The organism is Amycolatopsis sp. NPDC051373 (genome assembly GCF_040689465.1).
GTDB lineage: Bacteria > Actinomycetota > Actinomycetes > Mycobacteriales > Pseudonocardiaceae > Amycolatopsis.
Window position 1 is genome coordinate 90,519 of the sequence record NZ_JBFBAE010000024.1, and the last position, 26,561, is coordinate 117,079.

Annotated in this window: 22 protein-coding genes; 7 read left to right on the plus strand and 15 right to left on the minus strand. The window is 71.8% G+C overall.

The features are described 5' to 3' along the window. Positions 1–57: 57 nt before the first annotated feature. A complete protein-coding gene (locus AB0383_RS36175; RefSeq protein ID WP_366189714.1) occupies positions 58–1,056 on the plus strand; it encodes a neutral zinc metallopeptidase in 999 nt (332 codons plus the stop codon). A 105-nt stretch (positions 1,057–1,161) separates the two neighbouring features. Here AB0383_RS36175 and AB0383_RS36180 read toward each other — a convergent pair whose 3' ends face one another. Then, positions 1,162–1,581, minus strand: coding sequence for a hypothetical protein (locus AB0383_RS36180; RefSeq protein WP_364186577.1), 420 nt, complete (start codon positions 1,579–1,581; stop codon positions 1,162–1,164). 154 nt (positions 1,582–1,735) lie between these two features. Further along, positions 1,736–2,818: an NAD-binding protein gene (locus tag AB0383_RS36185; protein WP_364186540.1), complete on the minus strand. Its 1,083-nt coding sequence runs from the start codon at positions 2,816–2,818 to the stop codon at positions 1,736–1,738. A 106-nt stretch (positions 2,819–2,924) separates the two neighbouring features. On the opposite strand from AB0383_RS36185, the gene AB0383_RS36190 reads away from it, so the two are divergent. Next, on the plus strand, positions 2,925–3,308 hold the full coding sequence (locus AB0383_RS36190) for a hypothetical protein (RefSeq protein WP_366189715.1): 384 nt from the start codon (positions 2,925–2,927) through the stop codon (positions 3,306–3,308). A gap of 18 nt (positions 3,309–3,326) precedes the next feature. On the opposite strand, the gene AB0383_RS36195 is transcribed toward AB0383_RS36190, so the two are convergent. Then, a complete protein-coding gene (locus AB0383_RS36195) occupies positions 3,327–6,749 on the minus strand; it encodes an ATP-dependent DNA helicase (protein WP_364186538.1) in 3,423 nt (1,140 codons plus the stop codon). Next, positions 6,746–9,919, minus strand: a complete 3,174-nt coding sequence (locus tag AB0383_RS36200) for an ATP-dependent DNA helicase (RefSeq protein ID WP_366189730.1) — start codon at positions 9,917–9,919, stop codon at positions 6,746–6,748. The genes AB0383_RS36195 and AB0383_RS36200 overlap by 4 nt, the downstream gene beginning before the upstream one ends. A 139-nt stretch (positions 9,920–10,058) precedes the next feature. Here AB0383_RS36200 and AB0383_RS36205 point away from each other — a divergent pair, with 139 nt between their 5' ends. Next, on the plus strand, positions 10,059–10,385 hold the full coding sequence (locus AB0383_RS36205) for an MGMT family protein (protein ID WP_366189716.1): 327 nt from the start codon (positions 10,059–10,061) through the stop codon (positions 10,383–10,385). Between the two features lie 26 nt (positions 10,386–10,411). After that, positions 10,412–11,233 carry a siderophore-interacting protein gene (locus AB0383_RS36210; protein ID WP_366189717.1) on the plus strand — a complete coding sequence of 274 codons (822 nt, stop codon included), beginning with the start codon at positions 10,412–10,414 and terminating at the stop codon, positions 11,231–11,233. A gap of 17 nt (positions 11,234–11,250) precedes the next feature. Here AB0383_RS36210 and AB0383_RS36215 read toward each other — a convergent pair whose 3' ends face one another. Genes AB0383_RS36215 through AB0383_RS36225 form a run of 3 tightly spaced genes read right to left on the minus strand, consistent with a single transcriptional unit; the run spans position 11,251 to position 13,506 of the window. After that, positions 11,251–11,742 (minus strand): DinB family protein, encoded by a 492-nt coding sequence (locus AB0383_RS36215; protein ID WP_364186533.1) that lies wholly within the window; start codon positions 11,740–11,742, stop codon positions 11,251–11,253. After that, complete coding sequence (locus AB0383_RS36220; protein ID WP_366189718.1) at positions 11,742–12,536, minus strand: uroporphyrinogen-III synthase; 795 nt, start codon at positions 12,534–12,536, stop codon at positions 11,742–11,744. The genes AB0383_RS36215 and AB0383_RS36220 overlap by 1 nt, the downstream gene beginning before the upstream one ends. Beyond that, positions 12,529–13,506 carry a YafY family protein gene (locus AB0383_RS36225; RefSeq protein ID WP_364186529.1) on the minus strand — a complete coding sequence of 326 codons (978 nt, stop codon included), beginning with the start codon at positions 13,504–13,506 and terminating at the stop codon, positions 12,529–12,531. Before AB0383_RS36225 ends, AB0383_RS36220 begins: the two co-directional genes overlap by 8 nt. A 62-nt stretch (positions 13,507–13,568) precedes the next feature. Between AB0383_RS36225 and AB0383_RS36230 the strand changes: the two genes are divergently transcribed. Both AB0383_RS36230 and AB0383_RS36235 read left to right on the plus strand, forming a co-directional pair. After that, positions 13,569–13,967: a DUF3224 domain-containing protein gene (locus AB0383_RS36230; protein ID WP_364186528.1), complete on the plus strand. Its 399-nt coding sequence runs from the start codon at positions 13,569–13,571 to the stop codon at positions 13,965–13,967. 11 nt (positions 13,968–13,978) lie between these two features. Next, positions 13,979–15,097: a crosslink repair DNA glycosylase YcaQ family protein gene (locus AB0383_RS36235; RefSeq protein WP_364186526.1), complete on the plus strand. Its 1,119-nt coding sequence runs from the start codon at positions 13,979–13,981 to the stop codon at positions 15,095–15,097. On the opposite strand, the gene AB0383_RS36240 is transcribed toward AB0383_RS36235, so the two are convergent. Then, positions 15,094–15,567 carry a MarR family transcriptional regulator gene (locus tag AB0383_RS36240; RefSeq protein ID WP_364186524.1) on the minus strand — a complete coding sequence of 158 codons (474 nt, stop codon included), beginning with the start codon at positions 15,565–15,567 and terminating at the stop codon, positions 15,094–15,096. The two genes, AB0383_RS36235 and AB0383_RS36240, sit on opposite strands and share 4 nt — an antisense overlap. Positions 15,568–15,678: 111 nt before the next feature. Between AB0383_RS36240 and AB0383_RS36245 the strand changes: the two genes are divergently transcribed. Continuing rightward, entirely contained in the window at positions 15,679–16,878 is a 1,200-nt protein-coding gene (locus AB0383_RS36245) for an FAD-dependent monooxygenase (RefSeq protein ID WP_366189719.1), read from the plus strand. Between the two features lie 33 nt (positions 16,879–16,911). On the opposite strand, the gene AB0383_RS36250 is transcribed toward AB0383_RS36245, so the two are convergent. From AB0383_RS36250 to AB0383_RS36280, 7 genes are all read right to left on the minus strand, one after another. Next, a complete protein-coding gene (locus AB0383_RS36250) occupies positions 16,912–17,670 on the minus strand; it encodes a DUF3626 domain-containing protein (RefSeq protein ID WP_364186573.1) in 759 nt (252 codons plus the stop codon). A gap of 100 nt (positions 17,671–17,770) precedes the next feature. Continuing rightward, a complete protein-coding gene (locus tag AB0383_RS36255; protein ID WP_364186520.1) occupies positions 17,771–18,874 on the minus strand; it encodes a uroporphyrinogen-III synthase in 1,104 nt (367 codons plus the stop codon). After that, a complete protein-coding gene (gene nirD / locus AB0383_RS36260; RefSeq protein ID WP_364186518.1) occupies positions 18,871–19,209 on the minus strand; it encodes a nitrite reductase small subunit NirD in 339 nt (112 codons plus the stop codon). The genes AB0383_RS36255 and nirD overlap by 4 nt, the downstream gene beginning before the upstream one ends. Beyond that, the gene (gene nirB, locus AB0383_RS36265) at positions 19,206–21,725 is read right to left on the minus strand and encodes a nitrite reductase large subunit NirB (protein ID WP_364186516.1); all 2,520 of its coding nucleotides are present in this window, start codon (positions 21,723–21,725) and stop codon (positions 19,206–19,208) included. Before nirB ends, nirD begins: the two co-directional genes overlap by 4 nt. Then, positions 21,725–23,062: a nitrate/nitrite transporter gene (locus AB0383_RS36270; protein WP_364186515.1), complete on the minus strand. Its 1,338-nt coding sequence runs from the start codon at positions 23,060–23,062 to the stop codon at positions 21,725–21,727. The genes nirB and AB0383_RS36270 overlap by 1 nt, the downstream gene beginning before the upstream one ends. Positions 23,063–23,094: 32 nt before the next feature. Then, positions 23,095–24,510, minus strand: a complete 1,416-nt coding sequence (locus tag AB0383_RS36275; protein ID WP_364186514.1) for an FAD-dependent oxidoreductase — start codon at positions 24,508–24,510, stop codon at positions 23,095–23,097. Next, positions 24,507–26,561 (minus strand): molybdopterin-dependent oxidoreductase, encoded by a 2,055-nt coding sequence (locus AB0383_RS36280; protein WP_364186512.1) that lies wholly within the window; start codon positions 26,559–26,561, stop codon positions 24,507–24,509. The genes AB0383_RS36275 and AB0383_RS36280 overlap by 4 nt, the downstream gene beginning before the upstream one ends.

A 26,561-nucleotide genomic window follows, 5' to 3' on the forward strand; every position in this document is an offset into this window, starting at 1 on the left:
ACGATGCGGGGCCCGGCGCAGGGACCTCCGCAAGGGCCGCCGCCACAGAGCCCATGGATGAGCCAGTACCCGCCGCAGCGCTTCCCGCCGCAGCACCAGAAGAAGTCGCCGGGCGCGATCATCGGGATCGCGCTCGGTGCCGTCACGGTGCTGGTGCTCGGGGTCGTCGCGATCGTCGCGCTGAACCGGCCGAGCCAGAACGTCAACGCCACCGGCTACCAGAACCCGCCGGCACCCGCGCCGACCAGCGCGTTCGAGCTGCCGCCCAACAACGGCTCGTCCTCCACCGCGTCCTCGGCGCCGACGGAATCCTCCGAGCCGAGCTCCACCGGCCCGCAGAAGATCCTCAAGCTGGCCGACCACCCGATCCTGCAGGACCCCAACGCCGGGCTGCAGAACCGCGTCTGCGACCTGCCGACGTGGCAGAGCACGCAGTCGGGCGCCGAAGCGTTCTTCACCGCGGCCAGCAAGTGCCTCGACGCGGCTTGGGGCCCGTTCCTCCAGGCCTACGACCTGCCGTTCACCCCGCCCGCGCTGCACTTCCCGACCGGGCCGAGCTTCGAAACCGCGTGCGGCACGATCCAGGTCGGCATCGCGACGGCGGCGTACTACTGCGAGGACAACCTGTACGTGCCCTTCGCGGGCCTGCAGACCGACCAGTACGGCAACAACCCGGGTGTCTACCTGGCGTTGTTCGCGCACGAGTACGGCCACCACGTGCAGGAGGTCGCCGGAATCATGGACGCCGCGTGGCAGAAGATCTACGCGGCCGGCCAGAACAGCTCCGAAGGCCTGGAGATGTCGCGGCGCAAGGAGCTTCAGGCCCAGTGCTTCTCGGGCATGTTCCTCGGTGCCCACGTGGACCAGGGCGGCACGATCACCCGCGACATGTACAACAAGGCCTGGAACGACCAGGAAACCCGCGGCGACAACACCTCCCACAGTCACGACCACGGCACCAACGCCCACTACGCCTACTGGTGGCGCCAGGGCGCGAAGGCCAACCGGATCGCCGACTGCAACACGTTCGCGGCGCCGTCGTCCCTGGTCAGCTAGGGACCCGGTGCCGGCTGAAGTCCCGTGAGCGGGGAGCACGGTCTGCCGGACGCGTACGACATCCGGGAGCGGCTCGACGCCGGTACGGCGGGCTGACGCGCCGGCTCAGTGCAGGAGCGCGAGCTTGCCCGAGCCCTTGATGACCAGGAACGCGTACATGCCGCCGGCGAAGCACGCGAAGACCAGCAGCACGAGCGCGACCGGGCCGCGCGAGTCCTGAGCGCCCGCCGAGGTGTCGGCCGCGCTGACGGTGATCGGGCCGTCGGCCGGAGCGTCCACGGGCACGCCGACCTCGACGCGTTCGCCTTTGGCGTGGCCACAACCGTTGAGCGTGCCCTGGCGCGGCTTGCCGCCGAGGCTGAACGTGACGGACTCGACCGGATTCCCCGCCGAGCACGCGGCCGGCTGGGTCACCTCGGCCTGCACGGGCGCGCCGGCCGCGTCGCCCGCGATGCCGAACAGGCCGGGCCCGGCGAGCCATGCCAGCACCACCACGAGCACGCCGGCGGCAGCCGGGATGCCCACCTGCAGCCACCTCTGGACTGAGGTCTTGCTCGTGAGGTCGGAGAGCTGCACGCCGCCATGGTTCCAGATCCACGGGGCAAAACCCAGTGAGGTCCCGACCACCGGCGTCACCCTCCGCCGATCGGACGTCACCCAATGGTCAAGAAGTCACGGATCAGGATTCGACCTTGTCGACCGAGGTGACCTTCTTGACGTACAGCAGCCGATCACCCGGTTCGATCGCATCGGCCTGCGGAGCGTCGACGCGGTAGAGCACGCCGTCGCGGACCACGCCGAGCACGATGTCGGGCAGGTGCCGCGGCGAACCGCCCTCTTCGGACGGCTCCACGGCGCGCTCGGCGATCGCCAGTCCCGACTCCGGCGTGATGAGGTCCTCGACCATGTCGACCACGAGCGGCGTAGACGTCGCCATTCCCAGCAGACGCCCGGCCGTCTCGCTCGAGACCACGACCTGGTTCGCGCCCGACTGCTTGAGCAGGTGGACGTTCTCCGCCTCCCGCACCGACGCCACGATGTGCGACTTCGGCGCCAGCTCGCGCGCGGTGAGCGTGACCAGCACGGCGGTGTCGTCGCGGTTCGGGGCCACGACCACGGCCTTCGCGTGCTGCACGCCGGCCACACGCAGCACGTCAGCCCTGGTCGCGGAACCGTGCACGGTCACCAGGCCCATCGAGCTCGCCGCCTCCAGCGCCTGCTGGTCGGTGTCGACCACGACGATGCGGCTGGGCTGCACGTCCTCGTCACCGAGCAGCGCGTTGACGGCCGAGCGGCCCTTGGTGCCGAATCCGACGACGACGGTGTGGTCACGCACCTTCGTCCTCCACTTCTGGATCTTGAATGCCTGCCGGGAGCGCTCCGTGAGCACCTCCAGCGTGGTCCCGACGAGGACGATGAGGAAGAGCACGCGCAGGGGCGTGATGATGAGGACGTTCACCAGCCGCGCCGAGGCCGAGGCCGGCGCGATGTCGCCGTAGCCGGTCGTGGAGAGCGAGACGGTGGAGTAGTAGATCGCGTCGAGGAAGGACACCCCGTCGCCGTTGACGTCGCGGTAGCCGCCGCGGTCGGCGAACACGATCAGCACGGTCGCCAGCAGGGCGAGCAGCGCGCCGATGATCCGTTTGACGATCGAGCGCATCGGGCTGGTGGTGAACTCGGGCATCCGGATCACGCCGACGAGCTCGTGGTCGGGGCGGTCGTTGAGCCGGACGTTCAGGGGCAGCCGTTTCAAGGCTTTCATGCACCGGCTCCCCGCGGGTGTTCGGCGTCACTCACAGCGGGGAGGATAGCCGAAGGTCATCGCCCGCACACCCGTCGCGGTGATCACGTTGTGGCAGGCTGGACGCATGTCCGACTCGAGCAGGCCGCAACAGCCCGCGTACTGGCTGGCCGGTTTCCTCGCCTCCGCGGGCCTGACGCACTTCCTGCGCCCCAAGCAGTACGACGCGCTGGTACCGGAGGAGCTCCCCGGTTCGCGTCGCGCGTGGACGTACGCCTCGGGCGCCGCCGAGCTCGGCGTGGCGGCGGCCATCGCGCTGCCCCGGACCCGCCGGCTGGGCGGGCTCGCGGCGGCGCTGCTGTTCGTGGGTGTGTTCCCCGGCAACGTGAAGATGGCGCTGGACTTCGAACGCAAGAAGCTGTCGGCGCCGGTGCGCGCGGGCGCCTGGTTCCGGTTGACGGCGCAGTGGCCGCTCGTGAAGTGGGCGTTGAAGGTTCGCGACAACGCCTGAATCACTCGCGCGGCACAGTCACTCGCGCGGGACGCTGCGGAGCAGGTCGCGCAGGCCTTCGGCGTCCAGGAGGTCGGCGGGGCTGAGCGTGTGGCCGTGGCGGACGTAATGGAACGCGGCACGCACGCGGTCCACCGGCACGTTCTTCAGCGCCGCCCACGCGAGCCGGTACGCGCCGAGCTGCACGGCCAGCGCGGGCAGGCGGTCGGCTGACGGGACGGAGCCGGTTTTCCAGTCCACCACGGTCCAGCCGCCGTCGGGATCCGCGTAGACGGCGTCCATCCGGCCGCGCACGGTGATGCCCTCGACGTCGGCCGAGAACGGCACCTCCACGGCCAGCGGCACGCGCTCGGCCCACTCGCTGCGTTCGAAGGCTTCTTGCAGTTCTTCGAAATCGGAGTCGGGGGCCTCGCCGACGTCGGCGGCGCCGGGCAAGTCGTCGATCTCCAGCAGGCCCTCGCCGGAGAAGCGCTGTTCGAGCCAGGTGTGGAACGCGGTGCCGCGGCGGACGAAGGTGTTGGGCGGCAACGGAAGCGGGCGCCGCAGCTTCCGGGCGAGTGCTTCGGCGTCGGCGGCGAGCTCCACGAGCTGGCTCACGGAAAGCTGGGCGGGAAGCACGACTCGGTCCACAGTGGCCTGGGCGCGGGCGCGTTCGGCGAGCAGCACGTCGGTGTCGGCGGCCCAGCCGTCGGGGTCTTCGGGGTCGACGTCGTCTTCGTCGTCCTCGTCGTTTTCCTCGTAGGTTTCTTCGTCCTCGTAAGGTTCTTCGTCGAACTCGTCGGGTTCGGGCGGCAGCGGCACCTCGTCGTCTTCGGCGACGCCGAACAGTTCCGGCTGCTCAGGTTCGGCCTTCGCCGCCGCGGGTCCTGCCTCTTCGGGCGTTTCGGGCAACGCCGCCATCGCCGCGAACACCATCTCGACGCCCGTCGACACCCCGGTCCGACGGTCGCCCAGCGGGTCGACGGGCCAGCTCGCCTTGCGGGAGTCCGCGACCAGCGGGTTCTCCTCGTCCTCGGCAGGTTCGTCGGCCCACGCGTCCAGCACGCCGATCGGCGGATCGGCCGCGCGCAGTACGTCGGCGATCTCCGTGAGGAACACCGACGGTCCCTTCGCGCGTGTGCTGCTCTCGTTCCACCAGTGGCCGGAGACGATCAGCGAGCGTTCCGACCGCGTCAACGCGACGTAACAGAGCCGGCGTTCCTCGTCGGCCTCCCGCTCGGCGAAACCCTCCTCGTGCAGTTCGAGGGCCTCCTGCACCTCCTTGCGGTCGAAGCCGTCGGAAACGTGCAGCTCAGGCAGGTCGGCCGAGTCACCGCGCAGCAACGCGGGCAGCGACGTCGCCGTGCGCAGCCACGACGAGGACCGGCGCTTGCTCGGGAACACCTCCGCCACGAGGTGCGGCACGGCCACGACCTCCCACTCCAGTCCCTTGGCGGAGTGCACGGTGAGCACCTGCACGCGGTCGGGCACGACCTCGACCTCGCCGGGCGTGAGGCCGTCTTCGGCGTGGGCGGCGGTGTTGAGATAGTCCACAAAGGACAGGAGGGTCGCGGTCGGGGCGGTCTCGGCGTAGTCGGTGACGACCTCCGCGAACGCGTCGAGGTGCGCGCGGCCGGCGGAGCCCGGGCGCGCCAGGGATTCGACGTCGAGCAGCATCGTGCGTTCGACGTCGGCCACCAGCTCGGGCAACGACTGGTCGAGGCGCCGGCGCAACGCGGCCAGCTCCGCGCCGATGCGCCGGATCCGCCGATAGCCGTCCTCGGAGTAGCGCTCGGGCTTGCCGGGTTCGTCGACGGCGTCGATGAGCCCGGCCTGCTCGGCGCGTTCGGTGACGAGCACGGGTTCGTCTTCGGAATCCGCCTGCGGCACGGGCGAAGACAGCTCCCCCGCGCGCCGCCACAGCGCGGCCAGGTCCGCCGCCGCGAGCCGCCAGCGCGCGCCCGTGAGCAGGCGGGCCGCCGCGCTGCCGGCGAGCGGGTCGGCCAGCACCCGCAGCGTGCTGACGAGGTCGGCGACCTCCGGTTCGTCGAGCAGCCCGCCGAGGCCGACGACCTCCACGGGCAGCCCGCGCATCCGCAGCTCGGCCGCGATCGGCGCCATGTCCGCGCGCCGGCGCACCAGCACGGCAGCCGTCGGTGGCTTGCCCGTCTCCTCTTTCTCGGCGAGCCAGCGCCGCGCCAGCGCGTCGGCCACCCACTCGCGTTCGGCTCGAACATCCGGCAGCAGTGCCACGGCGATGTCCGCCGGACCGGCGCCCTCACGCGCCCGCAGTGGCTCGACGCCGAGGCCGCGCGCCCGCAACGGTTCGGCCACGGCGTTGGCCAGGTCCAGGATCTGCGGCGGGTTGCGGAAGCTCGTGAGCAGGCCGAACTCGTGCGCGGGCGCGAGCCGCCCGTCGGCGTGGCGCGGGAAGTCGGTGGTGAAGCGAGGCAGGTTGGCGGCCGAAGCGCCGCGCCAGCCGTAGATGGCCTGCGCCGGGTCGCCCACGGCGGTGACCGGCATCGGCGCGTGGTCTCCCCCGCCGAACAGCGACCGCAGCAGCACGCGTTGCGCGTGGCCGGTGTCCTGGTACTCGTCGAGCAGCACGGCGCCGTAGCGCTCGCGTTCACCGGTGATCACGGCCGGGTAGCCGTCGGCCAGCTGCGCCGCGAGCGACATCTGGTCGGCGAAATCGAGCGCGCCCTCGGCCCGCTTGCGCCGGTGGTAGGCCTCGACGAGCGGCAGCAGCGCGAGCCGGAACCGTTGCGCCGCCATCACTTCCTGCAGCTTCTGCGGCAGTGCCGCCCGCTGCCCCTTGGCACGCGGCGCGTTCTCGATCACCTCGCACAGCCACGTCGTGTACTGGGCGAGCCGTTCGGTCGACACGAGGTGCTCGCCGAGCTCCCCGGCCAGCGCGAGCAGCTGCGCCGTGACCGAGGACGGCACGCGGTCGGTGTCTAGATCGTCGTCCCAAGTGGACACCACGCGGTGCGCGAGCTGCCACGAAGACGTCTCCGAAAGCAGCCGCACGCCCGGCTGCACCGGCAACCGCAGACCGTGCTCCGACAACAGCCGCCCGGCGTACGCGTGATAGGTCAGCACGGTGGGCTCACCGGCGACGACCGTGGCGCGCAACCCGCCCGACGGGTCGAGCTTCTCCAGCAGCCCGGACCCGGCCAGGCGGCGCAGCCGGGCGCGCACGCGCTCGCCGAGCTGGCGCGCGGCCTTACGCGTGAACGTCAGGCCCAGCACGCGTTCGGGGCTCACGATCCCGTTGGCCACCAGCCACACCACCCGCGCGGCCATCGTCTCCGTCTTGCCCGCGCCGGCGCCCGCGACGACCAGCGACGGCTCCACGGGCGAGGCGATGACCGTGGCCTGCTCGGGGGTCGGGCGGTGCAGGCCCAGTGCGTCGGCGATCTCCGCGGGCTCGACCGGGTTGGCGATGAGCCGCAAGCTCACGGGCCGGTCACCTGCCTGCCCTCGGGCCGCAGCGGGCAGCAACTGCGGGCGGGACAGCGGTCGCAGTCGGGGTTCTCGTGGGCTTGGTAGTCGGGCCCGGCCGCGGCAGCCGCCGCCGAACGCACGAGGTCGAGCCACTGCCGGCCGCCGTCGTCGTCGAGCGGTGGCTGGTCGCGTTGCGTGGCGCCGGTCTTGTTGTTTGTCTTCGCGACGTAGACCAGCCGCGCCCCACCCGGGGTGTTCTTGCCCTCGATCGCGCCGAGCAGCACGGCGAGCTGGTACGCGGCGAGCTGCGGGTGCTGCTCGGCGTCGGCGCTGGACACGGGCACCTTGCCGGTCTTGATGTCCACGATCACCGGGCGGCCGTCCTTGTCCAGCTCCACGCGATCGACGCGGCCGCGCAACATCACGCGCACCTCGTCGTCGCCCATCGGCAGCTCGACCTCGATGTCCTGCTCGACACCCGCCTCGATCAGCTCCTTGCGGCTGCCCTCCAGCCACGCCACGAAGTTGCGCAGCATCTGCTCCACGCGGTTGCGCTCCCGCCGGGAGAACCACGGTGCGCCGGCGTCCACGCGCACCCACGCGTCGTCGAGCGCGGCCTGGATCTGGTCTTCGGTGCGCCCGCCCGCGACGGCTTGCGCGAGGCCGTGCACCAGTGTTCCCGTGACCGCGGCGAGCTGCGCGGGGTCGCTGCCCCCGTGGCGTTCGACGAGCCAGCGCAACGGGCACTTGACCAGGATTTCCACTGTGGACGGTGAGATCCGCATGAGGTCACCGGGTTTGTGCACCGGTTCGTCGGTGGAAGACGGCAGCAGGCCGTACCACGTGCTCGGGTGCGCGCCGGGCACGCCGGCGTCGGCCAGCCGGGCGAGCTGCTTCGCCGCGCGGGCACGACGTTCGGGGTCGGCCTTGTCGTCGCACACGACCTCGCGCAGCTCGCCGACGAGCTCGGCCAGCACCAGTGAACGGCCGGGCGGCTTCATGCGGGAGTCGAGCGCGCCGTCGTCGGCGCCGTTCTCTTCCAGGTCGTCGAGGAAGCGGGACGGCTGCTCGTCCTCGCCCGCCACGGCCGTGACCAGCAACGTCCGGCGCGCGCGGGCGGCGGCGACGTAGAACAGGCGCCGCTCCTCGGCGAGGATCGGGGCGATGGCGGAGACCTTGTCGCCGTCATCGACTCCGGACAGCAGGTCGACGAGCCGCTCCACGCCGAGCACGGAGCCGCGCAGGCGCAGATCCGGCCACGCGCCTTCCTGCACGCCCGCGACGGCCACGACCGTCCACTCGCGGCCCGCGGCCGCGTGCGCGGTCAGCAGCGACACGCCCTCGCCCGGGATCGCGGCGGGCGCCAGCGTGTCCCCGGCGATGTTCTGCGACGACAGGTAGTCGGCGAACGACGCGACACTCGCGCGCGGCAGCCGGTCGACATAACGACCGGCGGCGTCGAACAACGCGACCACGGCGTCGAGGTCACGGTCGGCCTGCGCACCTAGCGAGCCGCCGCGGTCGACGAACCGCAGCAGCCGTTCCTGCAGGCCACTGGCCTCCCACAGCTCCCACAGCACTTGTTCCACGCCTTCACCGCGAGCGACCGCCTGGTGCGTGACGCTCAGCAGCTTGCCGACGCGGCGCACCGGCGTCGCCTCGGCGTCGGCGAGCCCGACCAGGATGTCGCCGCCGCGCAGGGCTTCCACGAGCAGCTCGTCGCTGGAGCGCTGGCCGCCGCCGGCCAGCTCGAGCCGGCGCAGGCCGCGGCGGACCCGGCGCAACGCGAGCGGGTCCGCCCCGCCGAGCGCGGAGGACAGCAGCATTTCGGCGAGGTCGACGTCGAGCAGCTCCGGTTGGGCCGCGATCCGCAGCACGGCCAGCAACGGCCGGACGGCGGAGTGCTTGGCCAGCGGCAGCTCTTGCGTCGCCGAGCCGATCGGCACCCCGGCTGCGCGCAAAGCTCGTTGCAGCACCAGGAAAGTCCGCGCGGGTGAACGCACGAGCACCGCCATCTCGGACCACGGCACGCCGTCGACGAGGTGGGCGCGGCGCAGCTGGTCGGCGATCCAGCTCGCCTCGGCGGCCGGCGTCGGCATCAGCCGGACACGGACTTTGCCCCCGCGTTTTCCCTGGGGAGACACGAGTTTCCGGTGCTGCGACGCGCCCGGCAGCGTGGCGCCGAGCTTCGTCACGGCCTCGCGCACGGCTGGGGCGAGCCGGTGGGAGGTGGTGAGCGTGACCGTGCGATCGCCGTCGGAGTCCGCGTCGGCGAACAGCCGGGGATCGGCTCCGCGGAAGGAGAACACGGACTGGTCGGGGTCACCGGCCACCACGAACTCGGCCGCGGTCTGGCCGATCTGCCGGATCAGCTGGACCTGCAGCGGGTCGAGGTGGTGGGCATCGTCCACGAACAGGTGCCGCACGCGGCCGCGTTCGCGCTCGCGCAGCTCCTCGTCGTCTTCGAGGGCGAGCAGGGCGGAGGTGACCAGCTCGGCGGCGTCGAGCGCCGGGGCACTGCGGACGCCGAGCGCGTTGCCGCCCGCGCCCTGCAGCTGCGTGACCTCCTCGTACTGCGCCCAGAAGTGCCCCGCCGCCACCCACTCCTCGCGGTCCTTGCGGTGGCCGAGCGCCACGAGGTCCTCGGGGCCGAGCCCGCGCTCGGCCGCGCGCATCAGCAGGTCGCGCAACTCTTCGGCGAAGCCCGGCACGAGCAGCGCCGGACGCAGCTGGTCGGGCCAGTCGGGGGCGCCGATCTCGAGATCGCCCTGCAGCAGGTCGCGAACGACGACGTCCTGCTCCGCGCCGGCCAGCAACCGCGGTGGCGGCAGCTCTTCGGCGCGGGCTTCGAGGCGAAGCAGCGAAAACGCGTAGGAGTGCACCGTGCGCACGAGCGGTTCACTCACCGTGCGCGGCAACACCGACGACTGCTCGGGATCGGCCGTGAGGCGGCGCGTGATGTCGGCCCGCAGCGCGTCGGCCGCGCGCCGTGACGCGGTGAGCACGAGCACGCTCTCCGGGTCGGCTCCGTCGGCGATGCGGCGCGCGGCCGCGGTCGCGAGCAAGGTCGTCTTGCCGGTGCCGGGGCCGCCGAGCACGCGGAGGAACCCGGCGGGTGCGGACAGCAGCCGGCGCGCGCCTGCGTCCCAGGTGAACGTGGGTGCGCCGACGGCGGGCGGGCGCACGAGCCGCGCCCTGCCCTGCGCCGTTCTCCGCCCGTTCACGCCTACGATGGAAGCACGCTGACACGCACGGGTGGCGCACCGGCACGCAGTTGCGCGACCGGCGGTCGAAACTGTCGGTGGCGTGCGGCACAGTGCTCGGGTGGACGACGAACTTCACGAACGGATCCGGGCTGTGATCAGCGACGTGCCGGCGGGCACGGTGGCGACCTACGGTGACATCGCCGCGCTCAGCGGCGCTCCTTCACCCCGGCTCGTCGGGCGCGTGCTCGCTGAAGACGGGCACGACCTGCCGTGGCAGCGGATCCTGCGCGCCAACGGCACTCCGGCGCCGCATCTGGCCCACCGACAGCTCGAACTCCTGCGCGCGGAAGGCGTGCTCGCCGACGGCCAGCGCGTGAACCTGCGCGAGTACCGCTGGCGGCCCGATGGACTACCGGAAGCGGAGGAACCCGAAGGTCTGTTTTGACGCTGCCACTTAGGTTAGGTTGCCTAATGGCATTGCTGACTGCGCACCGCGGCCGGGTCACCGCGGTCCGGCGGGTCACCCCGCACATGGCCAGGGTCACCTTCGACTGCGCCACGCTCGCCGCGACCGAAGGCTCCGGACCCGACGCTTACCTCAAGGTGTTCTTCCCTCTCGACGGTCAGGACGAGCCGCCGCTGCCGCCCCCGCCGACGAGCGGCGACGTGGTGTCCTGGTACCAGTCCTACCTCGCGATGCCCGAGGAGGTCCGGCCGCCGATGCGCACCTACACCGTGCGCGCGTTCCGGCCCGCGCTCGGCGAGGTGGACATCGACTTCGTGCTCCACGACGACACGCTGGGCCCGGCCTCGGCGTGGGCCGCGCGGGCGGCGGCGGGCGACCGGGTCGCGTTCGTGGGGCCGCACAGCCTGTACGAGGTGCCGGAAACCGCCGAGTGGCAGCTGCTGGTCGGCGACGAGACGGCGCTGCCCGCGATCGGCGCGATCGTGGAGAACCTGCCGCGATCGGCGCGGGCTTCGATCTACGTCGAGAGCCCCGGCCGCGCCGAACGCCAGACGTTCGACACCGCCGGTGCCGTCGAGCTGCACTGGGTCGTGCGAGGCACCCGGCCCCACGGCGAAGCTCTGCTCGATGCCGTACGCGCCGCGAACCTGCCCGGCGGCGCGCCGTACGCCTGGGTTTCGGGCGAGGCCGGCATCGTGAAGCGCGTCCGCCGCCACCTCGTTCGCGAACGAGGCTTCGACAAGGACACGATCTGCTTCACCGGCTACTGGCGCCACGGCCTCAGCGAGGAAGCGGTCGGGCGCGAGCGCGTGGCTGCAATTTCCTGAGCTGTGGCTTCCTGAGCTCAGGCGGCCAGGATCTGTTCGCGCAGGATGTCGGCGTGGCCGCAGTGGTGGGCCAGCTCCCGCAGCACCTGCAGGTACACCCAGCGAACGGTGCGCGGGCCGGACCGGTGGCCGGTCACGACGGCGTCCAGCGCCAGGTCCGCGACCGTCGTCCGGGCCGTGGCGCAGGCCTCCCGGTAGGCCGCCGTGACCGAGGCGACGGTGTCGTCGTCGGCGAGCCGGAACGACTCGTCCGGACTCCGCACCAGCCCGAGCTCACCGCGGGACGTGCCGCCGACGCATTCCTCGAACCACACCCGCTGCATCCAGGTGACGTGCTTGAGCAGCCCGAGCGGCGTCGTCGCCGACGGCACGAGCTGACGGCGGGCCTGCTCCTCGGTGAGCCCGTCGAGCGTCATCTCGATGCCCACGCGGTATTCCTCGATGAACGCCTCGAGCTGGGTGCGTTCGCCGTCCAGCGGCACCGCGAACGAACCCCTGAACTCACCCATCAAGCCCTCCCCAGCGTCGAAACCACCAGCTTCACCAATGCACCGAGCCGTTGCCGGTCCGGTTGGCACGTCGTTATGCCCTGCGCTTCCAGCGGTGCCGCCGTCACCGGGCCCACGCAGAAGGTCTTGATCCGGCCCGAGCGCACCACGTCGAGGGCGCCGGTGTCGGCGGTCAGGGTGAGGAAGTTGGTGGCTGCCGGGGCGCTCGTGAACACGAGGGCGTCGACTTCGCCCGCCTGGATTTCGCGCGCCAGGGAGAGAACCGGGGCGGTGTCGGCGGGCGAGTGCCAGCGGTAGGGCTGCACCGCGACGACCTCGGCGCCGACCAGCTGCCCGGTGAACTCCGGCAGCGGAGCGCCGTGCAGCTGGACGGCAACACGGGAATCGACCACACCCGCGGAGACCAACGCGGCGAACAGCTCGGCGTTGCTCTCCCCCGGTGCCGAGAACTCCTCGCGCAGCCCCGCGCCCCGCACCGCGCCCACGGCTTTCGGGCCGCGCGCGAAGATCCGCGACGAGCCCAGCGTCGTGAGCAGGTCGTCCTTGCGGCCCCAGCCGTCGGCGGCGGCGAGCCAGCCGCGGAAGCCGGCGCCGGTCGTGACGGCCGTGAAAGCAACCGGCGCGGCAAGCACGGCTTCGGTGCTGAGCCGCAGCTCGGGGTCTTCGGCGAGGGGCACGATGGTGATCGTCGGCGCGTGGCGCACCTGCGCGCCGTAGCGGAGCAGCGCGGAGATGAGGTCGTCGGCGCGGCGTTCGGCCGTGACGCCGATCCGCACCCCGTCCAGCTCACCCATAGGTCGCGCCCATCTCCCTGATCGCCTCCGCGAGCTGCGCCCGCAGGTCCGCCGGCTCGAGCACCTCCAGGTGCGACCCGAACCGCAGCAGCTCGCCGATCGCGGGTTCCCCCGGCTCGACCGGCAGCCGCATCGTGAGCCAGCCTTCCTCATCGGCGACCGCGCCGCCGTCCAGGGCCTCGCGCAGCGCCCGCGCCCCGACGCTGCCCGCGTAGAACGGCAGCAGACCCTGCGCCCGCGGCGACAGGCGCACGGTCGCGAGCCGCGGGTACATGCGCCGCTCGAACTGCTCCGACCACTCCTGCCAGTAACGAGGCAGGTCGAAATCCGCCGGTCGCTCGAAAGCCTCGCCGAGGTCCACCAGCTCGAGGATCCGGGAAATCCGGTACGTGCGATCGGACCCCTCGCACCGGCCGGCGAGGTACCAGTTGCCCGCCTTGAGGATTAGGCCGAGCGGCTCCAGCACGCGCTCGACCTCGCGTTGGCCCCAGCGTTCGTAGCGGATCCGGATGCGGTGGCTCGACCACACCGCCTCGGCGACCGCGGACAGCACCGGCAGGCTCTCGATCCCGCGGTGCCACCCGGGCACGTCCAGGTAGAACCGCTCGGCGACGCGACCCGCGCGGCTGCGCAGCTCCTTCGGCAACGCGGCATACAGCTTGAGCTGCGCCGCCGCCAGCACCGTGCCGAGGCCCAGCTCCGCCGCGGCCACGGGCAGGCCGGCCAGCGAAAGCGACTGCGCCTCCTCCTCGGTGAGCCCGGTCAGCCGCGTGCGATAGCCGTCGACCAGCTGATAGCCGCCGGTGCGGCCGCGGTCGGCGTAGACGGGCACGCCGGAAGCCGACAGCGCGTCGATGTCGCGGTAGACCGTCCGGACGGAGACCTCCAGCTCGGCGGCCAGCTCCTCGGCCGTCATCCGGCCGCGGTTCTGCAGCAGGAGCAGCACCGTGAGCAGCCGGGACGCGCGCATGAATCGAGTATGACCGAAAACCCTGACACAAGCTGACAGGTATGGGCGGTTGAGTGGTCCCCATGAACACGTTCAGCATGAAGAACTGGGACGAACACCTCGCCAGCGGCAGCGAAGGCGGCCCGCGCGTGGCCTACGCGCACGCCACGATGGAGTACAGCGGCGTGATCGAAGGTGAGTCGATCTGCGATTACCTGCTGTACTACGCGGGCGAGGGTTACGACGGCGGCGGCACCACGTCGCCGAGCTTCGAGCGGTTCGACGCGGCCGTGGACGGCCGTCGCGGCACGTTCGTGGTCCGGCACGAGGGCGGCTTCGACCCGAAGGGCATCTGGTCGAAGTTCGATGTCGTGGCCGGCTCCGCGACGGGCGAGCTCACCGGCCTGACCGGGTCGGGCACGGTGAAGGGCACGATCGGCGAGCCGACGGTGTCGTACACCTTCGACTACGCGCTGAGCTGAAGGAGGCCGCTGTGCTCGAGGTGTCCCGCAAGCAGGTGATGGCGTACCGGGTTGCGCGGCACGGGCTGCACCGGGACTTCGCGGACCCGGTGGCGTCGCCGCTGTTCGACCTCGGCCTGCAGGACAGCATGCGTGACACCGCCCTGCTCGCCCTCTCGGCGCGGTCTTCGACACCGGTCGAGCCGACGTCCCTTGTTGACGATCCGCGTGTGGTGCTCGTCTGGTCCCACCGCGGCGCCCCGCACTTCCACCGGCGCGAAGACCTGCGCGAGCTCGTGACGTCGCTGATCCCCCTCGACGACGCCGACGCCCTGGCCCGGATGCTCTGGCAGAAAAAGGAAATCGGCGCGACGGGCGTGCCCGCGTCGGAGGTGCTCTTCACCGCGGCGCGGGCCATCCGCAAGGTCGTGACGCAGCCGATGTCGAAGGGCGCGGTGAGCGCCGCCGCCACGCGCGAGCTACCCCCCGAGTACTCCCGCTGGTGCCGCCCCTGCAACGCCACGCACATCCAGGAGCAGCTCATGCGCCTGGCCACCCTCCACGGCGGCGTGCGCCTGGAAGCCGACCAATCCCCGGCGACACTGGCACCGCTGGAGAACCGCGGCCGGATGCGCACTTCGCCCGACGCGGCCGCGGTGTCGCGTGTGGTGCGCGGCTACTTGACATTCAACGGCCCCGCCACCCAAGGCGACGCGGCGGGTTTCGTGGGCACGGCGAAGACGGCTCTGTCGGCTGCCTGGCCTGATGATCTGGTCGAGGTCAAAGTGGACGGTCGCCGGGCGTTCCTGCCCGCCGATCAGGTGGCCACGCTGGAGAATCCGCCGTCGCCGTCGGTGGTTCGGTTGCTGCCGCCGCTGGATCCGTTCACGCAGGCCCGCGACAAAGCCGTGCTGGTGCCGGACAAGGCCCGCGCGAAGGAAGTGTGGAAGATTCTCGGCAGCCCCGGCGCGTTGCTGGTGGACGGCGAGCTGATGGGCGTCTGGCGCACCCGCGGTTCAGGCAAACGTCTCGCCTTCACGATGACGGCGTTCGATCCGCTTCGCGCGGCGGACCGGAATGCGGCTGAGGAAGAAGCTTCCCGGGCTGCCACGGCTCGGGGGTACGCGGACTTCTCCGTCACCTGGGCCTAATCCACTTCGGACACCCGGGCCGTCAGGTCGTCGACGAATCGGTTCAACAGCGTGCCGAAGGCCCGCTGGTCCTCGATCGACCAGTCGGCCACGGCCTCGGTGAACCAGCTCAGGACGGTCTGCAGGTAGCGCCCGGCCGCGGCGGCGCCGTCCGGCGTGAGTTCGATGAGGCGGGCGCGCTGGTCGTCCGGGTCGGTGACGCGGTGGATGAGGCCACGCTTCTCCAGTTCGTTCAGGTGGCGCGTGACGTGGGGGCCGACGACCTGCATGCGCGTCGCGATCTCACCGACGCGCAGCGGTTTGCCCGCCATCTGCAGGGTGATGATCACGGTGAGCGCCGGCCGGTCGAGGGCGAGGCCGGCCTGCTCCATGGCTCGTTCCGCGAGGTGGCTGCGGTTGAGCACCGTGCTCAGCTGCATCAGGCGCGGCAGCACCGTCAACGGGTCGAGCCGACCTTCTGTGTCGCTCATCACACCCCTTACATACCTAAGTTAGTTATACAGTTGCCTCGAGCGCAGGAGTCTTCCCAGGCCCAGCGCGCCCGCAAGAAGCATACCTAACTTAGCTATCGAGGAGACATCATGACCACCGTCCTCATCTCCGGCGCCAGCATCGCCGGCCCCGCCCTGGCCTACTGGCTGCGTGAATACGGCTTCGACGTCACCGTCGTCGAGAAGGCCGAAGCCCTGCGCGGCGGCGGCTACCCCATCGACATCCGCGGCACCGCTCTCGGCGTCGTCGAGCGCATGGGCCTGATGTCGCGGCTGCGCGAAGCCCACGTCGACAGCCGCAGGCTCACCTTCCTCAACGAAGACGGCAGCACAGTCGCGTCGCTCAGCCCCGACGCCATCGCCGGCGGCGTCGAGGGCCGCGACCTGGAGGTCCGCCGGGGCGACCTCGCCGAGGCGCTCTACAGCACCATCCGCGACGACGTCGAGTTCCTCTTCAACGACAGCCTCGCCACCCTCGACGACCGCGGCGACGCCGTCGACGTGACCGTCCGCAGCGGCCGGCGCCGCACGTTCGACCTGGTCATCGGCGCCGACGGCCTGCACTCGGGTGTCCGCGCGCTGGCGTTCGGCCCGGAGGAGCAGTCCCACCGCTACCTCGGCTACTGCTTCGCCGGCTTCACAATGCACAACGACTTCGGCCTGGCCCACGAGGGCGTCCTCTGGTCCACCCCGGGCCGCGGCGCCGCCCTCTACGCCGTGGGCGACAGCGACACCATCTTCGGCTTCCTCAACTTCACCCGCCCCGAGCCGCCCTTCGACGCCTTCCGCAACCCGGCCGCGCAGCGCGAACTCATCGCCGAGGTGTTCGCCGGAGACGGCTGGGAACTCCCCCGACTGGTCGCGGCGATGCGCACGGCCGACGACCTGTTCTTCGACATCGTCAGCCAGATCCACCTGCCGCGCTGGTCCTCCGGCCGCGTCGCCCTCGTCGGCGACGCCGCGCACGCCCCGTCGTTCCTCACGGGCCAGGGCTCCAGCACCGCGTTGGTCGGCGCCTACGTGCTGGCGGGCGAGCTGGCCACCCATGCCGACCACACGGCGGCGTTCGACGGCTACGAGCGCACGGCGCGCCCGTTCGTCGAGGCCAACCAGGCCCTCGTCTCCGTCGGCAACGCCACCATGTTCCCCGCTACGGCCGACGCCCTCGCCGAACGCAACGCCCACCTGCGCGAACTCACGACGCTGCCGGTCGGGCCGGGTCGGCCGGAGCACAGTGCGCTGGAGCTGCCCGATTTCAGTGGTCGACGAGTGGCGGGCAGCCGAGCTTGACGGAGTCGAGTCCTTTTCGGACAGTCGAGTGCGTCACCCGCGAAGCTCGGCGGAGCCGAACCTCGCCACGTAGTGCCAGACCCGTTTGAGCGATTGCTCGTCGTGACGGCCGGCGCGCGAAGCGTCGCCGAGGACGCGGGGATCGAGGCGGCCGTCGCGGGCCAGCGATTCCCCGAGCCGCACGAACTCCGGGCCTCGGTACTCCGGATGCCGACGCAGTTCGCTCGTAGCCAGGGCAAAGCCGCCGTGCCATTCGACGGCGCACGGCAACCGGGCGGCAGCGGCCTCGATCGGAGTGCCGCGGTAGCAGGGGTCCAGCACCACAGCTTCGACGTCGGTATGAAGATCGAGCACACCGTGGACGTGCGCTTCCACGTAGTCGTCGAGCGGATCCGGGTCGTCCGCCAGTGCTGCCGCGATCAACGCCGACAGGCTCGACGCGACGCCGAATCGCCGGGGTTCGAAGAAGCTGTCGGGGTAGCAGAACGTGGTGCGAGCCAGCACCGGCCCGGCCAGGCGCAGGTGGGCCGACCCGAAACGCGGTGAGCCGCCGATCCGGCGTCGGCGGAAGTTCAGCGAACCGTACTTCGGCCGCTGCGCCGGCGGTGCGTCGTCGTAGGCGCCGGCGAAGATCCGGCTCTCCCACTGCCAGCGGGCGCCGCCGGGGTGCGCGGTGAGGCCCCCGTTGCCCGTGCCGGTCTCGAACTGCGACCGGTACACCCCGTCACGAGCCAGCAGTTCCAGAATCGGTGTCTCCGCGACGAGGCGATCCGGGTGGAAGTGCAGGGTCACCCGCCACGACGGGTCCGCGGGCGCCCCGGTCGCGAGGGTTGCCAGGTGGGCGATCGCGGTCTCGTGCGGCTGCGGCATGGCTCCAGTATCCGCGCCGGCCTCACCGGTCGACGGCAAGCCGGTAGCCGCGTTTGACCACGGTCTGGATCACGGCCGGGCCGCCGAGGGCAGTGCGCAGGCGGCCGATCGCCGTCTCCACCGCGTGTTCCTCGCCGCCGCCCGGGAGGGAGGTGGTGAGTTCGCGTCGGGAGACGACGCGGCCGGGCGAGTGGGCCAGGGCGCGGAGCAAGGCCATGGGGGCGGGGGCGATGTCGTGCCAGTCGCCGTCGAGGAGGACGGCGTGGCCGCGCAGTTCCAGCGCGTGGCCGGCGACGGAGAGGCACGGGGTGCGGGCCAGAAGCGCGTCGGCGACGGTGCGGGCGAGGGCACCGAGGCGGGAGCGCGCGGGCTGGACGGTGGGGATGCCCAGCGCCGCAAGGGGTGCGGCCGTGATGGGGCCGACGCAGGCGACGACCACGCGCGACGTCAGGGCGTCGACCAAGGCAGGCAGGCGGCCGGTGCGGCGGGCCAGGGCGAGCGTCGACGCGGCGGCCGGCGCGGACGTGAAGGGCAGGGCGTCGACGGTGCCGTCGAGCACGGCGTCCACCAGGCGGTCGAGCGGGCCCGGGTCGGCCGGGCCGACCCAGCGGTAGACGGGGATCTCGATCACCGACGCGCCCGCCGCGCGCAGGGTCTCGGTGAAGAACGGCAGCGGCTCGCCGTGGAGCTGGACGGCGATCGTCAGCCCGTCCACACCGGATTCCAGCAGGTGCTGCAGCACGCCCGCGTTGCTTTCGGACGGCGGGGAGTAGTCCTCCGACAAGCCCGCCGCCCGCAGTGCGCCTGTGGCTTTCGGGCCGCGGGCGACGAGGCTGGCGCGGGCGAGGTGGTTCAGCAGCGCGTCGCCGAGGTTCCAGCCCTCGGCGGCCTCCACCCAGCCGCGGAAGCCGATGCCGGTGGTGGCGACGACAACGTCCACCGTGGACTCCAGCAACCGAACGGTGGCCGCGTGCAGTTCCGTGTCGTCGGCGAGCGGGACGATCCGGATGGCCGGGCCGTACCGAACGCCGGCCCCCTTGCGCACGAGCAGCGCGCCGAGCTCGTCCGCCCGGCGCGCCGCGGTGATGCCGGCGACGAAACCGGCCAGCGGGAGCACGTCCGTCATGGGGAGCCCACCTCGACGATCCCTTCCCGCACACGCACGCGGTAGACCGGCACGGAAACGTCCGGCGAGTCCAGGCACTGTCCGGTGCGGAGCGAGAACCGTTCCTTGTAGACCGGGGACGCGACCACGGGCTCACCACCGGCGTCACCCACGATCCCGCGCGACAGCACGGCCGCGGCGCTGCACGGATCCCAGTTGGACAGAGCGAACCACTCCGAGCCGACGTGGAACACGGCCACCTGCTCGCCCTCCACCAGCGCCGCCACGCCGGAGCAGTCGCCCACCCGCGAGACCGCGCACACCGCCGTCCAGGTCCGTTCGATCGATGTCGTCATCGCCGCACCTCCGATTTCTCGAGCAGCGGTACACCCAGCAGTACCGGAACCCGTTGGAGGCGCTCCGGCCGGAACGAGATCGACGGGTCCGGCGTGCCCGGCGCGTTCACGAACGAGCTGAACCGCGCCAGCTTCTCCGGATCCTCCAGCACGCCGCGCCACTCGTCTTCGTAGTCCGTGACGTGCTTGGCCATCGCGGCGTCGAGGTCCTCGCAGATGCCGAGGCTGTCGTCCACGATCACCGCGCGCAGGTGCTCCAGGCCGCCGTCGAGCTCCTCCAGCCACGGTGCCGTGCGCTGCAGCCGGTCGGCCGTGCGGATGTAGAACATGAGGAACCGGTCGATCGTCCGGATCAACGTCGGCGTGTCCACATCGGACAGGAAGAGCTGCGCGTGGCGCGGGGTGGCGCCGCCGTTGCCGCCCAGGTAGAGGTTCCAGCCGTGCTCGGTCGCGATCACGCCGAAGTCCTTGCCGCGCGCCTCCGCGCATTCCCGCGCGCAGCCGGAGACGCCGGACTTGATCTTGTGCGGCGAACGCAATCCGCGGTAGCGCAGTTCCAGCTCGATCGCGAGGCCGACGCTGTCCTGCACGCCGTAGCGGCACCAGGTCGACCCGACGCACGACTTCACCGTCCGCAGCGCCTTGCCGTAGGCGTGCCCGGACTCGAACCCCGCGTCCACGAGCCGCCGCCAGATCTCCGGCAGCTGGTCCACCGTCGCGCCCAGGAGGTCGATCCGCTGGCCGCCGGTGATCTTCGTGTACAGCCCGAAGTCCTTCGCGACCTGCGCGATCACCATCAGCTTCTCCGGTGTGATCTCGCCACCGGGGATACGCGGGACCACGGAGTAGCTGCCGTTGCGCTGCAGGTTCGCCAGGAACTTGTCGTTCGTGTCCTGCAGCGTCGCCTGCTCGCCGCCGAGGATGTGGCCGTTGCCGAGCGTCGCCAGGATCGACGCGACGGCCGGCTTGCACACCGCGCAGCCCGAACCCGTGCCGTAGCGGCTGACCAGCTCGCTGAACGTGGAGATGCGCGTGGCCCGCACGATCTCGAACAGCTCGGCCCGCGACTGCGCGAAATGTTCGCAAAGCGCCGTCGACTGTTCAACCCCGCACGCGTTCAGCAACTTCGCCAACATCGGCACACACGAGCCGCACGACGTGCCCGCCCGCGTACACGCCTTGAGCTTGCCGACCGAGTCACAGCCGTCCTCGTGGACGGCCCGCGTCAGCGCGCCTTTGGAAACGCCGTTGCACGAACAGATCTGGGCCTCGTCCGGCAACGCCTCCACCCCGACCGCCGCGCCTCCGCCGGCCGGGGCGAGCAGCGCACCCGGCTCCGCGGGCAACGGACGGCCGACGAGCGCTCTCAGCGTGTGGTACTCGGCCGCGTCGCCCACGAGCACGCCGCCGAGCAGTGTCCGGCCGTCGTCGGTGACCACGAGCTTCTTGTACGTCCCGGCCACGGCGTCGTTCACCGCGACTTCCAGCGCGCCTTCGGTCGCCGCGTGCGCGTCGCCGAAGCTGGCGACGTCGACACCCATCAGCTTGAGCTTCGTGGCCGTGTCCGGCTCCGGGAACGACGCCACTCCCCCGGTGAGCCGCGCCGCGACGACCTCCGCCATCGCATACCCCGGCGCGACGATCCCGTACACCCGCCCCTCGACGGCCGCGCACTCGCCGATCGCGAACACGGCCGGATCGCTGGTGCGGCACTCGGCGTCCACCAGCACCCCACCGCGTTCGCCCACTGCCAGGCCACACTCACGCGCCAAGTCGTCGCGCGGGCGGACACCCGCGGAGAACACCACGAGGTCGACGTCCAGCTCCGTACCGTTGCCGAGCTTGGCCAACAGCCGGGATCCGTCAGCTTCGAGAGAGTCCGTCGAGGTTGCGGTATGGACGGTCACGTCGAGCTGCTGGATGAGCCGCCGCAGGAGCGCGCCACCACCCTCGTCGACCTGCAGCGGCATGAGCCGCGGCGCCATCTCCACGACGTGCGGCGACAAGCCCATGTCCCGCAAGGCCTTCGCGGCCTCCAACCCGAGCAGCCCGCCGCCGATCACCACCGCGGACCGACGCCCACGGCCCGGCTTCGACGCAGCCACCCGGATGGCATCCAGGTCTTCGATCGTCCGGTACACGAACACGCCCGGCAGCTCCCGCCCCGGCACCGGCGGCACGAACGGCCGCGAGCCCGTGGCCAGCACCAGCGCGTCGTACTCCTGCACGCGACCGGACGCGGTCGTCACCGTGCGGGCAGCCCGGTCCACCGCCACCACGGCATCACCGAGGCGAAGATCCACAAGGGAATCTTCCGGGTAGTCCGCGCCCGGCAGGGCCAGCGCGGCCGGATCCCACGTGTCCACATAAGACGTCAGCGCCACCCGGTCGTACGCGGGCCGGTTCTCTTCGGCCAGCACCACGACCCGCCACTCGCCGGCTGTGTCCGCCGCGCGCAGCGCCTCCACGAGCCGGTGCGCGACCATGCCGTGCCCGGCCACTACGAGAGTCCTCATCAGACCTCCGCCCCGGCCAGTGCGACCTGCGCCCGCACCGCGGGTTTGCGCAGGTACACCACCCACGTCACCCCCACGCACACCGCGTAGAACACCAGGAAGCCGACGAACGCGGGAATCCCGCTGTGCGCGTCGGCGAACGACTGCCGGAACGCGAGGTTGATGAACAGCCCGCCCAACGCGCCGATCGCCCCCGCGAGCCCGATCAACGCACCCGACAGGCGGCGGGCCTTGAGCAGCTCCGCGGCCTCGTCACCACCGAGGTCGATGGCCGCGCGCGCCTTCACCTGGAAGATCGCGGGGATCATCTTGTACGTCGAACCGTTGCCGATGCCCGTCAGGACGAAGAGGACGATGAACGCGACCGTGAACAACCCCAGCGAGTTCGCCGACGAAGCCAGCACCAGCACCACCGTGGCGAGCGCCATCAAGCCGAACGTCGCGAACGTGACCCGGCCGCCGCCGAGCCGGTCGGACAGCCGGCCGCCCAGCGGTCGTGCCAGCGAACCGAGCAGCGGCCCGAGGAACGTCACCGCCGCGGCCTGCAACGGCGTGCGGCCGAACTGGTTCTGCAGGACCAGCCCGAACGCGAAGCTGTAGCCGATGAACGACCCGAACGTGCCGACGTACAGCAGCGACATCACCCACGTGTGTCCATATCGGACGACTTCACGCATGGCCTTGGTGTCTCCGCGGACCGTGGCGAGGTTGTCCATGAACAGCGCGGCGCACAAGGCCGCGATCACGATCAGCGGCAGGTAGATGAACAACACCAGTCGCGGCGCGGTCGCCCCCACGGTGCCGATCACCAGCAAGCCGACCAGCTGGATCACGGCGACACCCAGGTTTCCGCCGCCCGCGTTGAGGCCGAGCGCCCAGCCCTTGTACCGCTCCGGGTAGAACGTGTTGATGTTCGTCATCGACGACGCGAAGTTCCCGCCGCCGACCCCGCCCAGCGCGGCCATCAGCACGAACGTGCCGAGCGACGTTCCGGGGTGCAGCACGATCGCCGTCAGCACCGTCGGCACCAGCAGCAGCGTCGCGCTGAAGATCGTCCAGTTGCGGCCACCGAACTTCGCCACCGCGAACGTGTAAGGCAGCCGCATAATCGCGCCCACGAGCGTCGGCGTGGACACCAGCAGGAACTTGTCCGCCGCCGAGAACCCGTACGCGGGGCCCATGAACAGCACGACAACCGACCACAGTGTCCAGATCGAGAACCCGATGTGCTCGGCGAACACGGAGAACCACAGGTTGCGGCGGGCGATCCGCTTCCCGGTCGTCTCCCAGAAGGTCTCGTCCTCGGGTGTCCAGTGCTCGATCCAGCGATTCTTCACGGCGTCCTCCTTGGCGAGAGAGAGTCGGGTGCTCACTGCGCCGCCAACCAGCCCGCGACGGCCGACACGGTGTCGTGGCAGCCGCCGCAGCCGGTGGTGGCGCGGGTGGTGCGGGCAAGCGCGGCAACGTCGGTGGCGCCACCGCGCCACGCGTCGACGAGCCGGCCCTTGGTCACGGCGTTGCACCGGCAGATCAGCGCCGACGCCGGCAGGTCGGCGGGACTCGCGGCGGCCGGCGCGCCCGCGGGCAGCGCGCGGCCGAGCAGCACGGCGAGCCGGTCTTCGGGCAGTGGGATGCCGCGATCGTGGAACTGCGTGACGGTGGCCGCGGCATCGGGCAGGCCGAGCAGGATCGCGCCGGTCACGCGGTTGCCGCGGACCACGAGCTTGCCGTAGCGGCCGCCGGACGGGTCGTCGATCGTGAGCACGTCGGCGTCGTCACTCGCATGCGTCTCGCCGAGCGCGGTCAAGTCGACACCGCGGGCCTTCAGCCGCGTGACCACCGTCGTGCCTCGGTAGCGCGCCGCGGTGTCGGCGCCGGTGAGTAGGTCCGCGAGCACGGCCGCCTGCTCCCAGGCGGGTTGCACGAGCCCGGCCGGTGCGTGGGCGTGGCGCGCGCAGTCACCGAGTGCGTGAATGCGGCCGTCGCTGGTGCGCAGCAGGTCGTCGACGAGCACGCCGCGGTCCACCGCGAGCCCGGCGGCCTCGGCCAGCGCCGTGTCCGGGCGGACGCCGGCGGCGACCACCACGAGGTCGGCCGGGACGAAGCTGCCGTCGTCGAGCTTCACGCCGTCACCGGGCAGGTGGCGCGCGGCCGTCGCGTCGAAGCGGAAGGTCACGCCCAGCTCGGCGAGCCGCCGCGCGAGCACGCGGCCGGCGCCGGCGTCGAGCTGACGTTCCATCGGGTGGCCGTGCGGGTGCACCACGGTCACGTTCGCGCCGCGCCCGGCCAGGCCCCGTGCCGCTTCGAGGCCGAGCAGCCCGCCGCCGAGCACCACGACCGGAGCACCGGGCCGGGCGGCGTCGAGGATGCGGGTGCAGTCGTCGAGGGTCCGGAACGTCGCGACGCCCGGCCCCGGCTCGAGCCCTTCGACCGGTGGGAGCCACGGCGTGGCGCCGGTGGCGAGCACGAGCGCGTCGTACGCCAGCGGGCCGTCGGTGGTCTCCACGCGACGGTTCGCGCGGTCGACCCCGGTGACGGACGTGGCCAGCCGCAGGTCGACGCAAGCCCGAGCCGCCCAGTCCTCGTCGTGCAGCCGCACTGTCGCCGCGCTCAGCCCGCCCGCAAGCACGGACGACAGCAGCACCCGGTTGTACGCGGGATGCGGCTCGGCGCCCACGATCGTCAGCCGCACCCGTTCCGCCGACGGGTCCCGGCGCCGGAGCTCGTCGGCCAGCCGGGCGCCGGCCATGCCGTAACCGGCCACGACCACGTGCCGGGCGCTCATGCGTCCACCCCGGCGTCCACTCTGGACAGCGCGACCGCGCAGACCTTGAACTCCGGCATGCGGCTCACCGGGTCGAGCGCCGGATTCGTCAGGAGGTTCGCGCGCCCCGCACCGGGGAAGTGGAACGGCAGGAACACCAGGTCGGGCCGCAGCGAGGCGACGCACCGCACTCGGGCGACCGTCTCCCCGCGTCGCGAACGGACCAGCGCCCGCTCTCCCTCCGCGAGGCCCGCGCGGGCGGCGGTGTCGGGGTGGATCTCCACGAACACCTCGGGCACGACGTCCACCAGCTCCGCGATCCGGCGCGTCTGGGCACCGGACTGGTAGTGCTGGAGCACCCGGCCCGTGGTGGCCTGCAAGGGAAACTCGGCGTCGGGCAGCTCCGCGGGCCCGGTGTGGTCGACGGCGGCGAACCGGGCCCGGCCGTCCGGGTGGGCGAAGCGATCGAGGAACATCCGCGGGGTTCCGGGGTGCTCCGCGGAAGGCACCGGCCAGTGCAGCGCCTCACCGGAGCGCAGCCGGTCGTAGGTGACGCCGGAGTAGTCCGCCGTGCCGCCCTTGGACGCCGCGCGCAGCTCCTCGAAGACAGCCGGGGGGTCCACCGGGAACCGCTCGGCGGGCTGGCCGAGGCGGGTGGCGAGCTCCTGCAGCACGTCGAGGTCGGACCGGACGCCCACCGGCGCGTCGACGGCCTTGCGGCGCAGGAGAATTCGGCCTTCGAGGTTGGTGAGCGTGCCGTCTTCCTCGGCCCACTGCGTCACGGGGAGCACGATGTCAGCGCGCTCGGCCGTCTCCGACAGCACGAAGTCGGCGACCACGAGAAGGTCCAAAGCGGACAGTCGATCTTCGACCCGCCGGGACCGCGGCGCCGATACCACGACGTTGCTGCCGAAAACCAGCAACGCTTTCGGCCCGCCCTCCTGCCCCAGCGCCTCGAGCAATTCCGTCGCCGAACGCCCCGGCCCCGGCAGGCTTTCCGGCGCGACACCCCACACTCCGGCGACGTGCTCGCGCGCGGCCGGGTCGTCGATCTTCCGGTACCCCGGCAGCTGGTCCGCCTTCTGCCCGTGCTCGCGCCCGCCCTGGCCGTTGCCCTGCCCGGTGAGGCAGCCGAACCCGGAGCCGACGCGACCGGGCAGCCCCAACGCCAACGCCAGGTTGATCCACCCGCCGACGTTCGCCGTCCCCGTCGCGTGTTGCTCGGTGCCCCGCGCAGTCAGCACGTACGCGTTGTGCGCCTCACCCAGCATCGCGGCAGCTCGGCGTTGATCGGCCGCCGCGACCCCGGTCACGCGCTCGGCCCGCTCCGGCCACCACGCAGCGGCAAGGCGCCAGGCTTCGTCGAACCCGGCCGTCCGAAGATCCACATAGGACTTGTCGAGATGCCCGTCGGCGACCACCGCGTGCAGGATTCCCAACGCCAAAGCCAGATCCGTCCCCGGCGCCGGCGCGAGGTGCAGGGTCGCGAGCTCGGCCGTCGGCGTGCGCCGCGGGTCGATCACGATCAGCTCGGCACCTCGCAGGTGCTGCACGAACGGCGGCATCGTCTCCGCCGGGTTCGCCCCGGCCAGCAGCACGACGTCCGCGTCCGCGAGATCCGTGACGGGGAACGGCAACCCGCGATCGGCGCCGAACGCCTTCAGGCCCGCCGCCGCGGCCGACGACATGCAGAACCGGCCGTTGTAGTCGATCTGCGAGGTGCCCAGCGCGATCCGCGCGAACTTCCCCAGCAGGTAAGCCTTTTCGTTGGTCAGCCCACCGCCGCCGAACACCGCGACGGAGTCGGGCCCGTGCGAAACCCGCAGGTCGCGCAGCTTCGCCGCCACGAGGTCCAGCGCCTCGGCCCAGCTCGCCGGCACCAGCTCACCGTCGCGCCGGACCAGCGGTGTGGTCAGCCGATCGCCGGAACGCAGGAGCTCCCCCGACGTCCAGCCCTTCTGGCACAGGCCACCCGCGTTGACCGGAAAGTCGCGCGGCGTGACGCGCGTGCCCGCCAAGCGCATCCCGCATTGCAACGCGCAGTAGGGGCAGTGCGTGTCGACGTGCGGCAC